This is a genomic window from Bacillus sp. PSXD-155, assembly GCF_049310765.1.
Classification (GTDB): domain Bacteria; phylum Bacillota; class Bacilli; order Bacillales; family Bacillaceae_G; genus Bacillus_A; species Bacillus_A cereus.
Window position 1 is genome coordinate 1 of sequence record NZ_JBMOWC010000081.1, and the last position, 14,284, is coordinate 14,284.

Here is a 14,284-nt window from a genome sequence, read left to right on the forward strand (position 1 = left end):
CACATCCATCAACTTAAGAAAATAGACTATTCTTAAACTTAAAAGCACGTTACTATTCTCTTATGTTAATGAGAAAGGGTGACGTGCTTTTTATGAATATGCATCAAAAACAAGAGCTGTCTTTATTTGCCGAAGAGTTATATCGATATATGTCTCCCGCTACACTTAATCAATTAGCTATAGAAGCAGGTGGAATGAAACGAAAACGTAAGTGCCATGGGCACCATTTTTTATCTTTGTGTGTATGGTTAAATCAACAAATCGCTACAACCTCTCTTACTCAACTTTGTAGTCAATTAGAAACTTCAACAGGAATTTTATTAAGTCCTGAGGGACTGAATCGACGATTTAACTCGGCTTCTGTAGCCTTCTTTCGAACTGTATTTACTACACTTCTACAAGCTAAAATTGGAGGATCATCTACAATTTCTCATTCTCTTTCTGCTTACTTTGAGCGGATTCGCATCCTTGATTCTACAACCTTTCAAGTTCCAGATCGATTCGCAGCTACTTATCCTGGTGCCGGAGGCTGTAGTCATACAGCTGGTGTAAAAATTCAATTAGAGTATGACTTGTTGAGTGGAGAGTTTTCTGATGTGAAAATTGAACCAGGAAAACGAAGTGATCAGGCATATGGGGCGACTCGAATGGACATGACACAAAAGAATGAACTATATATTCGTGACTTAGGGTATTTTCGTTTACAAGACTTTAAATCAATCCAAGATAAGGAAGGGTATTATTTATCGCGTCTTAAATTACCAACTAAAATATATAGAAAAGAATTCGAAACAGTGGTATTTAAAACAAAACCTGCTCAATTGAGACCGGTATATATACAAATTCATTTGGAAGACATCATGAACCAATTACAACCTGGCCAAGTTTATGAATTACAAGATGTATATGTAGGGAGCAAAGACAAACTACCCACTCGCATTGTGGTTTATAGATGTACAGAGGCGCAAAAACAGAAACGTCTACATGATCGAGCTATTCGTGAAAAGAAAAAAGGGATTACATATACAGATCGTACGAAACTTTTACAAGGAATTACGGTATATATGACAAACATTCCTACGGAATGGGTACCGAAAGAGAAAATCTATGATTTATATTCACTGCGTTGGCAAATTGAGCTGTTATTTAAAATATGGAAATCTTGGTTTCGAATTCATCGTTGTAAATCTATTAAACAAGAGCGATTAGAATGCCACCTTTATGGACAACTCATTAGTATTCTATTATGTTCTTCTACTATGTTTAAAATGAGAGAACTCCTATTACGTAAGAAACAGAAAGAACTAAGTGAATATAAAGCGATGTACATAATTAAAGATTATTTCTTACTTTTTCATCAAGCACTACATAAAAACACCCAAGAATTATCAAAGATTCTCCTTCGTCTGTTTAACCTCCTACAGCGAAACGGACGAAAATCTCACAGATATGAGAAAAAAACAGTCTTTGATATTTTAGGTGTTGTGTATGAGTATACCACTTCTGCCCATCAGGTAGCATAGCGAAAAATTTGAAACCCGTCAGGGTTTATTTGACGTGCCTACTTTTATAACATCTATAAAAGATAATAAAAAACTACGTGGAAAGACCGCATTTTGTATAAAAATATACGTTAAGTTGATGGATGTGGGGTAGCACCACATGTCCATCAACCTAAGATTTTGAATTATCCCTAAAACGAAAATTTCATTCTTTCATAGTTGTCCATAGAAGTTCAGTTCGTTTTTTTCGTTTATGGGAAGAATTTATTTCTTAACTTGATAGCGCTGTGACGATTCCCCTAAGAGACCTAAAAAAACTATGTAAAGAAGGTTTTCCAAAAAGCATAGCGCTACTCTTTTTGGAAAACCCCTAATGATAAATTCGTGTTATTATTCTTGATATTGCTGTTGAACCGCCTCTGGTAGTTCCTCAAAGATTATTCTTTTAAAAATGTTAATAATGCTTCATTAAATTCTTTTGCATGAGTTGCGTTTAATCCATGAGAACACCCTGTATTAGAGCAAGTTTACTATCAGGAATGGAATCATATGTGCGTTTCCACTTAACTCAAAAGGTACAGTTGCATCAGAGTCACCGTGAATTATAAGATTTAATATCAAATGTAAAAGTTACCAACATATACATATAAACCAGTATTATAGTTTGATACTAATTTATTTGATTCTTTTATTTATGTGCTTGTTAATTTAGCATAGATGATAAAAAATAAGGTTAATTGTCCTATTATCACAATATTCGGCACTACTATAATTAAATTAATAACAAAAAAGACTGCTAAAATTCCTAAAAACAAGCATAAATGATAAATGTTCACGCGTTGTTGTTCAAACCTGTATTGATGAAAAACAATTGTAGTTGACAGGAAATAGAGCAATACAGAACCAAAAACAAAATATAAGATAAAAGAATAATAGACCTCATGTAAAAATAATAATCTAATGGATGCTGCAACCATACTCAAAGACATTAAAATAAATAAATGACCGTAAATAATAATTTGACCAGAAGTTTGTCTAGACTTGTCGAGTTTCTTCTCCATGTTATCGAAATATTGCCACCACATCGAAATAATGAGGATAAATGAAATGATCGCAAAGTTTATTGAATCCCAATTTCCTTGTTTAGGTTGAATGACCACAAGAGTGCTTACAAGAGCTTCCCCAAAGAGAATAATGGAAAATAGACCAAATCTCTCTAACAAGTGGGCTGTATTTGTAGGAACCTTTTCTAAACACTTCCTTCCAAGCAGTGGGACAATAATATCGATAAGAATCCCAAAATATAACACAGCATATCGAATCCAAGAGTCAAAAAAGACGGATAATAATGAAATAACGATTCCAATCCAAAAATATCTTCCTAAAAAGAGTGCTGCTTTTTTTCGAGCCCCCTCTTCTATACGCTGGACAACAAGATATTGAATTGCAGTCACGACCCTTAAGCCAATATAGCCAATTAAAAAAGAAAGATAATAAGGATCAAAATCAGCTGATAAGCTTGATGTCATTATTAGGACAAAAAACATTTGCAGGATCAAAAAAATTCTTTGATGAAATAAATCTTTTCCAAACCGGTTAACAAACATGGTTTGACCTACCCAAGCCCACCAGATTGGAATAAAAATTAAGACAAATTTTACTAAATACTCTGCATGGATTTGACCATCTTCAACATGAAGTAAAACATGAGTCGCAGCCGTCACTGCCGCCACAAATAACAAATCATAAAAGAGTTCTAACCACGTCACTTTCTTTTCTTCCATTTCTGCACTCCCTCCTTATAGCTAATAGTATGCTAAAAATATATAGTAATTGGACGAGAAAATAATATAGACATAAACCATTTCTCCTCATTATTGTATTCAACATAATCCCCCTGGAACGTCAGTGTTACATTTTATATAGTTGACTACCCTTAAAATTTTAATATTAAAATACAATACTTTTAGGCCATTTAGTTTTTCTCCTATTTTATCCGCTACGATTTTATCTCCACCATATAGGGGGCACGCCACATCACCATCAAGCTAAGGGTATCATGACGGTATATACGAGTGTATTTTTTGGGAATTTCTACGACTACACTAAAAATATGCATAACAAATAAACCTACCAAAAGGTGTTTTGAAAAATATTATGCGACTGTGAAACTCTTTAACAACGTACACTTATACATAACGCCGAGGATATCAAAGACTGTTTTCTTTTCGTAACGATGAGATTTCCATCCGTTTTTCTCTAAAAGGTTGAACAGACGTAGGAAAATCTTTGATAATTCTTGGGTCCCCCTTTGTAATCCTTGGTAAAACAATACATAATAATTCTTTATCATATAAATGGATTTGTATTCACTTAACTCTTTCTTTTTCTTATCCAAGAGTAACTGACGCATTTTAAACATAGTAGATGTACAGAGTAAAATGCTAATAAGTTGCCCATATAAATGGCATTCTAAGCGTTCCTTCTTAATTTCTTTGCACTTGTGAATTTGAAAGAAAGATTTCCATGTTTTGAACAAAATTTCAATTTGCCAGCGTAATGAATATAACTCATGGATATGTTTCGTTGGAACATTTTCTGCAGAAAGATTTGTAATATACACGTTGATTCCACTCAACCGTTTACTTCGTTCTTTGTAGATAATACCTTTCTTTTTTTCTTTTTTAGCTTGTTCCTTCATTCTTCTCTCTGTTTGTTCCTTTGTTAATCGATGAATAATAACACGAGCTGGTAATTTTTGATACTGTCCAATGTATGCTTCTGAAATTTCCATTGTTTGACCATGGGATAATTGATTCATGAGCTCTTCCATATCTAATTGAATATAGAGTGTTCCTTTCTTGACGGTCCCGTTCCGAAAATACTCTGGTTCATCATTCTTACGATAGATTCGAGAATTTAATTTCAAACGTGATACATAGTAAGCTCCTTTATCATGGATCTTCCGTAAGTCATGTAAGTCAAAATAGCCTAAATCTCTTATATACAAGTCTTTTGGTTGAATGTTTTTAATGCTTGTTGAACCAAAGGTTTTATCATTTTCTCTTCCTTCTCCTACATAAACGTACAGGAATTTCCCACTCAATAAGTCATACTCCAATTGAATTTTGACCCCTTCCGTATGACTACTTCCACCTGAACCTTGATAATGTGAAGAAAACCTATCTGGAAGCTGAAATGTTGTAGAATCTAGAATTGGAATGCGCTTAAATATCGTGGTATATTGATGAATTATTTCTTGTGTTGAATGAATTCTTTGGGTTAGAAGGTTAGCTAGAACTTGTTCAAGAAACTTTACTGCGGAAGCATTAAATCGTTGATTAAGTCCTTCAGGACTGATAAGAACACCTGTAGATACTTCTAAACAGCTACATAATTGTGTGAGTGATGTACTTGCGACTTGTTGACTAAGCCATACGCATAAAGCAACTAACTCCTGTGCTTGATATTTACTCTTTCGCTGAACAAATCCTTTTTCTTTGGCTAGGAGTTCTAGATTATGAGGTGACATATGTCGTTGTAATTCTTCAGCAATCGGCTGAAGTTCGTCAAGAATCGAAAGATTCATAAAGAAACGCCATCCTTTCCTATAATTCTACAGAAATCACTTCATTGTTGCAGTATAGGTAGTGTAAAATCTTAGCTTAATATCAATCTAACGTGATCCAAAATGGCGGACAACCTACATCAGATAAAATACCAAAATATACCTTTAAAATGATATAATAAAATATAGAATACTATACATAAAACTACAGGAGGCTATTAATGGATAAAATTTTTGAACATATGAAAACCAGGTTTATTTTAATGTGGGCTATTATCTCTTTTGCAATAATGATGTTTATTTTGCCTTTATTATTCACAGAAATTCCTAAAGATGTAAAGTTGAATATTGCTCTTATTATTTCAATTTATGCTATTCCTATGTTTTGGATTGGTTTTAAATTTAAAAGATATAATATCTCGTTTAAAACTTACTTGTCAAAACCATCTTCCTTTTCTTTCAGAAAAATTTTTGCATCAGCAATTATGACTATGATTTTCGGGTTAGGTATGTTATTGCTAATCGTAATGGTATTCTCATTAATACCAAAGAGCACTTCGCTAGAGGATACAAACGAAATAATTAAAACACAAAGCATGTGGTTTGTTTTAATGAAAGCTATAACTCTTTCTTTCATTGCTCCTATCTGTGAAGAAATTTTGTTCAGAGGCTTTATTCTTAGTCGTTTTACATATAAATTTGGAATAAAAAAAGCAGTTATATTCTCTTCCATCTGCTTCGGTGTTTTGCATCTAAACAATGTATTTGGAACCACAATATTCGGGATTATTTCTTGTTTGATGTACTTAAAAACTAAAAGTTTATTCCCTTCTATAATAGCTCACATGGTTAATAATATAATTGTAGCTTCAAGAGATATCTTTTCTGCTTTAAAATCTACAACTACAAGCACATCTTCAGCACAACCTGAATTAACTATCATTCTTTTAATGTCTGTTGTGCTAATAACAATTGGATTAATGTGGATTATTCCTTTTATTAGAAGACATTCTGAACTATTAAGATATGATAGTTTACCGCCTTTAAAGTACACCACAACCTAATTAAATTTGTTATGGTGTATAAAAATAGTAATAGAAGTTTTGAGTAGTAAACGTAATCACTTGTAATACAGAAAAGGATAGATAAGGCTAAAATCCCTTTATCTATCCTTTTCTCTCATATATTATGTGAAGGATTTTTTTGTTTTGGGGTTAATTTGTTTTCTTAGGTTGATGGGGATGTGGCGGTACACCAATTATGAAAAAATAAGTTTTCCGTAAACCAAAAGAACCATAAGCTTGTCGTAACATTTTGACAAAATTATGGTTCTTATTGTATTCATATTTGCGAGCCCTCTGCTCTCTTTCTGTAGTGTATTGAGCTGGAGAGATAAGGACTTTCGATAGTGCTTTAGCCCCATTATCCCTTTTTCATTAGCTGTGTATGATGCACTCTACAATATCATCTAAGTACAATGGAGTATTAAAGCCAAATGCGTCAGTAACAATTAACATCTTATTTATTGCATCTAATTTATGAATACTAACAATCATATATAATATATTTCCATCTTTAAAGTGCCACATCTCTACATCTTCTTTTGTCTGTATTGCTCGGCTCAATACTAGATTTATCTCTTCACTTTTTTGTAAATCTAGTATTGGTTTTGAAACTTTAGTTTGATCTTGAATTAATTTATGCAGCTCGGCAAACTGTTGTGGCATACTGCAAAATGGATTCCACTTTTCAATTCCACGCCCTCGAGGAATACGTATTTCTCTCATGCTTTATGGCCTCCTATAAGGGTATTTCTGTATCTAACCGTCGAATGCGATGTATAAGAGACAGCCCGCAAAATGCTATTTTTACCGAAACGAGTTCGAATTTCATCTAGAGCCCTTGTTAATTTAATTTGTTGCTCTCTTTTCTTTATATCATCAAATATTGAAATTTGTTCCACACCTTCATTTACTAAGTTAGTCAGAGAAATACTGATACTTCTAATCGGTTCGCCAGTATGCAACTCCATTAAATATTTTAAGCATATATGATAGATATCCATTGTCATACAAGTTGGCCGCTCAAATGTTACGCTTTTTCTAAAGCCGCCACCATATGAACGACTGTAACCTATGGAGAATTGGACGGTTCGAGCTAGTTTATGTTTCATCCTCATACGGTAGCAAACCTCTTCTATCTGTTCTAGCAGAATTACTGGTATCTCTTCAATTTTATAATCCCGCATTAGGATTTGACTTTTTCCAATGGAAGTAGATTTGGGTTTGTATGTATCCGTAATCCGGCTAAAGTCAATTCCATGGCTATGGAGATGTAAATCGGTTCCTATCACCCCGAATTCCTTCTGTAAATACTTTAAAGGGTAATGAGCTAAGTCGCCTATTGTATGTATCCCTTTCCTATTTAACTTAGCCTCTGTTTTTGCTGATATTCCCCAAAACTTACTTAATGGGCGTATTGACCAAATTTTTGTAGGTACATCATTATAATCCCATTCTGCAATTAGGTCTGGACTATTTTTAGCACTTATATCAAGTGCTACCTTCGCCATGATCATGTTTTTCCCAATTCCAACTGCCGCTGAAATACCTCTTGTTTTTCTATATATTTCGTGCTGTAGTTTTACCGCAAATTCTCTGGGATTATCAGCAAAAAGAGAAAATACGTTGTCAATCTGTATAAAGCACTCATCAATGCTGTACTGGAAATAATATTCAGGGGGAACGTACCGCAATATAATCTTTGCTATGTAGTTAGAGCAGCGTATGTATGTGTCCATTTGTGGATCTACAACTATTACACCTGGTATATTTTCTAGTTCATATCGACGACTGCCCTGCTTTATACCTAAATTTTTAAGTGGTTTTGTGGCAGCTAACACAACAGAACCTGGTCTTGTAGTATCGCTAACTACCGCTAATTTTGTTTGTAGTGGATCATAACCTAGTTTGACGCAAGAAACAGATGCAAAAAACGAAACAAGATCTAGGCAAAATATAGTATTATTTGGGCAAAGTGAATAGTCATACACTATTTTAGTCTCCTTTACAGAACATATGTTCTTATTATATTCCTACTCAACATAAATATTCAACTCATTTTACGAAAATATGCTTGTTTCTTATTGGAAAATTATTTAATTCTTTTGGTGTGAAGTTTTTTAAATTGACAAGGTATCCAGCTAATCTTTTATCGTCATTTTATAAAATTTGTTTCTAGTTTTAAAATTAGGATTTTATATAAACTTACAGAAAAAGTACAGATTAGAAAAACAAAATCAAAAATGGAATTTTTTTGGAAGAAAAGAAGGTTTAGATGAAGTTTAATAGAATAATTAATATATACATGTATAAAAAAATTAAAAAGGAGTGTTAATGTATGTCGATTTTAAAGAAAAGAGGTTTTTCAGTAACAAAGAAAATATTTTCTTTGTTACTCGTTTTGTGCTTTGTTACGTCTTTTACAACTAGTGCTTTTGCTGAAGAAAGGTTGCCAAGTTCTCACCCTTCTAAACAAGAACTCGTTCAGGCAGCAAATGAATTAGAATATATTTTCACGGATATTATTGTCGAAGATAAAGCTACTGGGGAATATAACGTTAATGAACAAGAATTAGATAAATCAAAATACAGCGAAGAGCAAAAGGAGGGCATTGTTTATTTTACTGAATATTTAAATGAAAATGATTCGGTAGCTTATGCTTCAAGCGCTTTTAAAAGATGTATGTCTGAGGCAATTGGAATAACTGGTAGCGAGCTTAATAAATTCATGAAATATGTTGATGCGAAGGATTGGAGTGGAGCTGCAGGTGTTCTTGCATTTTTTGGGCTAGCTATCCAACCTGCGACTATATTTTTATTTGCAATGACTTGTGGAGCTAGCCCTGCTAGTACTCCACCTGCTAACTAAATGTAAAAGGATAAGGATTATTTATGATAAATACATTAATAAACATAAAGGAAGTTGCTACACTATTACTTTTTATTTGTAGTTTCTTATATATTAGGCAATTAAGAAAAAGCAAACGAGAAGGAAAAGCTTCCAAATTTGAGATTGCTATGTATATAGTTACTTGGCTAGCAATCGCTCTTTATGCAATTAGTTATTGCATCCTGCATTTAGGTAATTTAAATTAATTTTCTAAGTAAAAAGGAGCAAATCATTTGCTCCTTTTTTATATCTAAAAAATAATAATTGTTCTTATGGATAGCTTTTTCTTAGAGTGAATAAACAAATTTTCTTCTACTTAATTTGAAAATAATAGGGAGCTACTAATCTTTTTTTAATAAATTTTGAACGCCATGAGGAAAGTAAAACATAATTTTTTTCCAGCTTCTTTTATGTTTATCCTGCTAATATCAGTAATCTCATTTTGATCTTGAATAGATATTTCTCCCCCTACTATTCTAACTACAAAGATAAAAATTACAGCATGTGCATATAGAGCGAGAGCCAAGTTATCTACTTAAATAATAAATTATCTTTCAAACATATAATATTTATTATCTTCTGGATAATTTACTATAACTACTGTTCTATCACCCTTTTTAAATTCTATTTCATGGCCATTTTGTCCAAGAGACTCCCATCCTTTGGCTTCGGTAATTGGGATAATACTAATATATGTATAGGCTTTTACTTTATCATCTTGAATGTTAATAGCAGACATTGGAATAGGAAAATCTTTAATCTTAGATTCTCTGGTAGCGGAAAATATAAAAATTATACTACACAATAAAATTAATAATAATAATAATTTTTTTTTTGAAAATTTCATGAAATAATGTTCACCCTACCTTTTATTTTTAGAATATTCTTATTTACAAAACATTACAAACTATAATACCATTATACAGTATTGAAAATAATTCCAAAAGGAGAATGAAAATGAAAAAAAGGAAATTTTTATTAGGTTTAGGGATTACTTGTACACTTACAATCAGTAGTTTCGAAGTAAGTTATGCTCAAGAGGTGACTAAAAAATCCGAACAGCAAATTGTTGAAGAGAAAAAACAAGCATTTAATGATACCACATATGATTCATTTACACTGGGACAAGCTGAAGATATATTGTTTGATTATTTTAAACGTAAAAATTTATCTTACGAAATGGGATCTAAAGAACTAAGGGATTATCTATTTGATCAATTAATGTATGGGAAAGATGAAAATTTAAAAACTGAAAAACATTATAGACTGATACTAGCTTATGCAGCGAACTATATAAGTGAAAATGAAGGAAAAGAATTATCAAACGAAAACCAACAATCATTGTTACATTCCTCAGGGACATTTAATATGGATCACCTTGCAAATAAGACATTAAAACAAATTAAAAATGAAAATGAAGCAATTCAAACCGAAAAAAATGTAAATCAGAAATCTAATGGTATTCAATATGCAGTACCTCCTGAAGGTGGATTTAATGTTACTACAGCTGTTAGTTACGCTGCTAGACATGCTGGTTCTACTTCAAATGATACTTATGGATACTATGGAAATGGAGGAGATGGTGGTGATTGTACAAATTACGTTTCACAAATTATACAAGCTGGGGGAAAATCTATTAATAGGCCATCTACTATAAATATGTATACTCCTAATACTTCAGATAATATTTCACATTGGTATAATGGTGTTTTTGTAACAATTCCGACTGGATATATGCAAAGAAAAGTAACTACAAGTTGGATTAGGGTTGTAGATTTTTATAAATATTGGACAAAAAGATTAACATACTTTGATACTTTTAGTGAAAACTCAGTATGGAAAGGTTCAGCTGCAGGTGATGTAGTACAATATAAAGAAACTTCCTCGGGAACTATGTGGCATACTGTTTTTGTTATTAAAAAAACTCCAGACGGTCCAAGGGTAGCTCAACATAGCCCTGGTAAATTTGACACACCAATTGTTCTCCCTGTAACTTCTTCTTACAGTGTATTAAAGTTTAGTCAATCTTAAAAAATAAAAAGAGTAGTCTTATAATTAGCTTATAAAACTATATAGGTATGGTACTAATTGCATCAAAAGTATAGGCACGTTATAATAATCACCTAATTACATATAACGAGGTGTAGAAAATGAATAAGACTGAATTAACAAAAGCAGTAGCAGAAAAAGCAGAACTTACACAAAAAGATGCAGCTGCAGCAACACAATTTGTATTAGATACAATTACAACTGCGCTAGCAAATGGGGAGAAAGTACAGATTCTTGGATTTGGTACATTTGAAGTACGCGAAAGATCTGCACGTACAGGACGTAACCCACAAACAGGTGAAGAAATGCAAATCGCTGCTTCAAAGGTACCAGCTTTTAAGGCTGGAAAAGAATTAAAAGAAGCAGTGAAATAATTATATATAATGAAAAGGGTTTGATATTCATATCAGACCCTAATGAGACTAACTTAGTTTTAGATATATAAAAATTCAATCTTCCTAATAGTATTTGAGATGACTCTGCTAATTTGATAAAATCTTAATATATGTAAATTCACATGTATAAATATTGATTTTAATGTTATACTAGATTTAACCAAGAAGCATCCAACAAATCATGATTAATCACTACATTTTCTTTCATAGTATGTCAACGTAAAAAAGACACTTTCAATAGTGTCTTTTTTTACGTTTTTAGAAGAATACATTGACCACAACTTATATTTGGCAATTTTTATCAATGTCACCTGCGAACCAGTCAATGTTTCCCGTTTCTTCTTTTGATTCTTCAATTGTATTAACACAAAATATTATTATAGAAATCTCTTTTTGAAAATAATACACCTATGTTAGCTTTTTACACTCTAAAATAAAGTCAATATCCTCCCAAGTAGTATCCTCATTGTAAATACGTTCAATAACTTCTGCTGCATACTCTTTATCTTCATATGTTTCTGCTAATCTCTTTAAATAGTTTTTTACAATTTGTATTGCTTCTTCCTGATCTAGATTATTTTTCATTAGTTCTGGGTTGAAATATCCCAATTCGTACACTCCATTTCATTAATGTAATGATAATTCCCATATATATACTCCAAATTGCATCCTTTCTTCTTTATGAATTGTTACTCTTCTGTTGTATCTTGTTTAGCCTTACCAATAAACAAGAATGGTTCAGCATTAATCAATTTTTAAAGAAAAATTCATAAAATAAAAAACGCTATTCTTTCTGTAGAATCACGGGAAGAATAGCGTTTCTCCCTTTAAGGGAGATCTTTCTTGATTAGGTTGTTAGTAATCGGGTTAACCTCTTCTTACTCATCATAAGGACGAAACTTTTCTCTTAATCCTTCTAATTCTTCTTTTTTGGCTTCTACATCAGCTTTTAGAAATAAACTCACATTCCCTAGTTTTTTAACTGGTGTTAATTTACCAGACTTAATCATAACACTCATACGGGAACGGCTAACATCTAAAATCTCCATTGCTTCCGATGTTATAAGAACTTCGTTTCTAATGAAATTATCTATTTCTTCCCTAGAATTTAAATGATACTTCATTCGTCTTCACCTCTCATACATAACTTAATTATCAATAGAATAGCATATACAATGCATACAACTACAAATGCCCAGCCCAACTTAGTCTTTACACTAAAATCATTAGATAGTAACCATAAGAACAGAACAACAAAAATACTTAAATCAATTAGTTTTAATCTCTTCATCATTTTTTGGTGATCGATGCTATAATAATGAGGGGAAACTGGCTGTCAACCTTATCCCTCAACTTGGTTATTTGCGCTTGCGTTTATTACGCTTCCGCTTTTTGCTTTATTGTAGTTTCTTAGTCGCTTTAGTATGGATGTCTAAACCTAAGTTTATGATTCCGAACACTGAAGCGATTATTGCTACAACGTCTTTAATTGCTTCGATCACCTTACCTCCTTCTTATTCACTTAATACATTGTAATATATCTATATTGGTATGGATATATTTAATTTACTTAATATACTTAAATTATATAAAAACAAAGCCCTTAGACTCCTTCAATTTTACTCAGTGTAATAATAAGACTACTCCCCATCAAACTATGAAAGTCCACCTCTCTTCAAAGACCTTAGCTTGGATAATGCGTCAAGACATCTATAAGAAGAATATGATCTTACACATACTCAAAATTCTTTGGTGTTTCAGAAACAAATAAATAATAACAGTAAATAAGAAGTTAAAAAGCCCCCTATGTCCTTATTTTTTTCTGATTTTCTATTAACTATTCGGTATGTGAAATTTTAAATATGTTTTGTTTTGTTGTTTTTTTTATTTACGACCTTAAATTTGTATAGTATTTTATATAGATTCTATGTTAAAATATAAATAGAAAATTTGTTTCCATTGTTTATACTCTATTGTACGTAGCGTGAAGGACAAACCTTACGCCCAGTTAACTCGGGCGAGGTTTGTCCTTTTTTTACTTTAAGGGGTACCGCCACATCGCTATCAAGCTAAGATTTTTAATTACCCCCAGAACGACAATTTCATGCATCATTGACTACTGATAATGATGCGTTATGTAGACCTCACAGATAGATATGGGTATACAGTTCTTCTTTTATGGTACACTTCAATAAAAGGGGGTAAGAGGTTTGAAAAAGTGGATTAAAATCACATCAACCTTAGTTATTGCTATAGCAGTTGGTATTTTTACTGGTTACAAAGTCGGTACGTATGCAGGTTCAGACGTTAAGGAAAAGCAGACTGAGAGAATTAAAGGGGAAGAGGTAATACTTGACCTCAACTCTGATCGTCATATAATCAATGCAATGCACAAAATGACTCATCAAAAAGTATTATCTCACGAAAAGCAAGGATTTATCAAAATGACTCCAGAAAATATCGGAAAAGTACGTCGAGCGATTGATGAAAGTAATAGTGGAACCTTACAACATAAAGAACAGTACCTTAAGATGTTGGTTCGTTGGTATGAAGGCGATTTCTCTCAATCGGTTGAGGAGCATAATTTATTATGGGAATGGGACAATAACAGCACTGGTAAAGCATACAAATTAGCGACACCGGAACAAGAAGAAGCATACATTTTAGAACAAGCGAAGTCTGAAAAATAATAAAGGGGTATCGTCGCCTCGCTATCAAACTAATAAAAAGAAATGCCACCCTAAAATGAAAAAATGCGCTATTCTTTCTGTAGAATCATAGGAAAGGATGGCGTTTTTTATGTCTGTTTCTGTGTCTGA

Annotated in this window: 13 protein-coding genes and 1 pseudogene; 6 read left to right on the forward strand and 8 right to left on the reverse strand. The window is 32.3% G+C overall.

Features of this window, described 5'->3' with window-relative positions:
- Positions 1-92 precede the first annotated feature (92 nt).
- A complete protein-coding gene (locus tag ACO6VI_RS31280; protein WP_422424664.1) occupies positions 93-1,523 on the forward strand; it encodes an IS4-like element ISBce2 family transposase in 1,431 nt (476 codons plus the stop codon).
- A 416-nt stretch (positions 1,524-1,939) separates the two neighbouring features.
- Here the strand turns inward: ACO6VI_RS31280 and ACO6VI_RS31285 are convergent.
- From ACO6VI_RS31285 to ACO6VI_RS31295, 3 genes and pseudogenes are all read right to left on the reverse strand, one after another.
- Positions 1,940-2,120: pseudogene (locus tag ACO6VI_RS31285) on the reverse strand (alpha/beta fold hydrolase); the annotation flags it as partial.
- Between the two features lie 74 nt (positions 2,121-2,194).
- Positions 2,195-3,286, reverse strand: a complete 1,092-nt coding sequence (locus ACO6VI_RS31290) for a low temperature requirement protein A (protein ID WP_422425014.1) — start codon at positions 3,284-3,286, stop codon at positions 2,195-2,197.
- Between the two features lie 371 nt (positions 3,287-3,657).
- Positions 3,658-5,091: an IS4 family transposase gene (locus ACO6VI_RS31295; protein ID WP_422425016.1), complete on the reverse strand. Its 1,434-nt coding sequence runs from the start codon at positions 5,089-5,091 to the stop codon at positions 3,658-3,660.
- 200 nt (positions 5,092-5,291) lie between these two features.
- On the opposite strand from ACO6VI_RS31295, the gene ACO6VI_RS31300 reads away from it, so the two are divergent.
- Positions 5,292-6,134: a type II CAAX endopeptidase family protein gene (locus ACO6VI_RS31300; protein WP_087966744.1), complete on the forward strand. Its 843-nt coding sequence runs from the start codon at positions 5,292-5,294 to the stop codon at positions 6,132-6,134.
- Between the two features lie 372 nt (positions 6,135-6,506).
- Here the strand turns inward: ACO6VI_RS31300 and ACO6VI_RS31305 are convergent, their stop codons facing one another.
- Both ACO6VI_RS31305 and ACO6VI_RS31310 read right to left on the reverse strand, forming a co-directional pair.
- A complete protein-coding gene (locus tag ACO6VI_RS31305) occupies positions 6,507-6,857 on the reverse strand; it encodes a YolD-like family protein (protein ID WP_422425018.1) in 351 nt (116 codons plus the stop codon).
- Positions 6,854-8,122, reverse strand: a complete 1,269-nt coding sequence (locus ACO6VI_RS31310; RefSeq protein WP_422425019.1) for a Y-family DNA polymerase — start codon at positions 8,120-8,122, stop codon at positions 6,854-6,856. The genes ACO6VI_RS31305 and ACO6VI_RS31310 overlap by 4 nt, the downstream gene beginning before the upstream one ends.
- Positions 8,123-8,469: 347 nt before the next feature.
- On the opposite strand from ACO6VI_RS31310, the gene ACO6VI_RS31315 reads away from it, so the two are divergent.
- The gene (locus tag ACO6VI_RS31315; protein WP_422425021.1) at positions 8,470-9,000 is read left to right on the forward strand and encodes a hypothetical protein; all 531 of its coding nucleotides are present in this window, start codon (positions 8,470-8,472) and stop codon (positions 8,998-9,000) included.
- A 568-nt stretch (positions 9,001-9,568) separates the two neighbouring features.
- On the opposite strand, the gene ACO6VI_RS31320 is transcribed toward ACO6VI_RS31315, so the two are convergent.
- On the reverse strand, positions 9,569-9,868 hold the full coding sequence (locus tag ACO6VI_RS31320) for a hypothetical protein (protein WP_422425023.1): 300 nt from the start codon (positions 9,866-9,868) through the stop codon (positions 9,569-9,571).
- Between the two features lie 110 nt (positions 9,869-9,978).
- Between ACO6VI_RS31320 and ACO6VI_RS31325 the strand changes: the two genes are divergently transcribed.
- Together ACO6VI_RS31325 and ACO6VI_RS31330 are read left to right on the forward strand one after the other, a co-directional pair.
- Entirely contained in the window at positions 9,979-11,052 is a 1,074-nt protein-coding gene (locus ACO6VI_RS31325) for an amidase domain-containing protein (RefSeq protein WP_422425024.1), read from the forward strand.
- Between the two features lie 119 nt (positions 11,053-11,171).
- A complete protein-coding gene (locus ACO6VI_RS31330; protein ID WP_422425026.1) occupies positions 11,172-11,444 on the forward strand; it encodes an HU family DNA-binding protein in 273 nt (90 codons plus the stop codon).
- Positions 11,445-11,873: 429 nt separating this feature from the next.
- Here ACO6VI_RS31330 and ACO6VI_RS31335 read toward each other — a convergent pair whose 3' ends face one another.
- Positions 11,874-12,074, reverse strand: coding sequence for a hypothetical protein (locus ACO6VI_RS31335; RefSeq protein ID WP_422425028.1), 201 nt, complete (start codon positions 12,072-12,074; stop codon positions 11,874-11,876).
- Positions 12,075-12,343: 269 nt separating this feature from the next.
- On the reverse strand, positions 12,344-12,589 hold the full coding sequence (locus tag ACO6VI_RS31340; RefSeq protein ID WP_340720356.1) for a helix-turn-helix domain-containing protein: 246 nt from the start codon (positions 12,587-12,589) through the stop codon (positions 12,344-12,346).
- A 1,086-nt stretch (positions 12,590-13,675) separates the two neighbouring features.
- On the opposite strand from ACO6VI_RS31340, the gene ACO6VI_RS31345 reads away from it, so the two are divergent.
- Positions 13,676-14,155 carry a PRK06770 family protein gene (locus ACO6VI_RS31345; RefSeq protein WP_048565371.1) on the forward strand — a complete coding sequence of 160 codons (480 nt, stop codon included), beginning with the start codon at positions 13,676-13,678 and terminating at the stop codon, positions 14,153-14,155.
- Positions 14,156-14,284 lie beyond the last annotated feature (129 nt).

Bases quoted from the DNA above. Each gene is read 5' to 3' on its own strand.
- ACO6VI_RS31280 (WP_422424664.1), top strand. From the start codon at position 93: ATGAATATGCATCAAAAACAAGAGCTGTCTTTATTTGCCGAAGAGTTA.
- ACO6VI_RS31290 (WP_422425014.1), bottom strand. From the start codon at position 3,286: ATGGAAGAAAAGAAAGTGACGTGGTTAGAACTCTTTTATGATTTGTTA.
- ACO6VI_RS31295 (WP_422425016.1), bottom strand. From the start codon at position 5,091: ATGAATCTTTCGATTCTTGACGAACTTCAGCCGATTGCTGAAGAATTA.
- ACO6VI_RS31300 (WP_087966744.1), top strand. From the start codon at position 5,292: ATGGATAAAATTTTTGAACATATGAAAACCAGGTTTATTTTAATGTGG.
- ACO6VI_RS31305 (WP_422425018.1), bottom strand. From the start codon at position 6,857: ATGAGAGAAATACGTATTCCTCGAGGGCGTGGAATTGAAAAGTGGAAT.
- ACO6VI_RS31315 (WP_422425021.1), top strand. From the start codon at position 8,470: ATGTCGATTTTAAAGAAAAGAGGTTTTTCAGTAACAAAGAAAATATTT.
- ACO6VI_RS31320 (WP_422425023.1), bottom strand. From the start codon at position 9,868: ATGAAATTTTCAAAAAAAAAATTATTATTATTATTAATTTTATTGTGT.
- ACO6VI_RS31325 (WP_422425024.1), top strand. From the start codon at position 9,979: ATGAAAAAAAGGAAATTTTTATTAGGTTTAGGGATTACTTGTACACTT.
- ACO6VI_RS31330 (WP_422425026.1), top strand. From the start codon at position 11,172: ATGAATAAGACTGAATTAACAAAAGCAGTAGCAGAAAAAGCAGAACTT.
- ACO6VI_RS31340 (WP_340720356.1), bottom strand. From the start codon at position 12,589: ATGAAGTATCATTTAAATTCTAGGGAAGAAATAGATAATTTCATTAGA.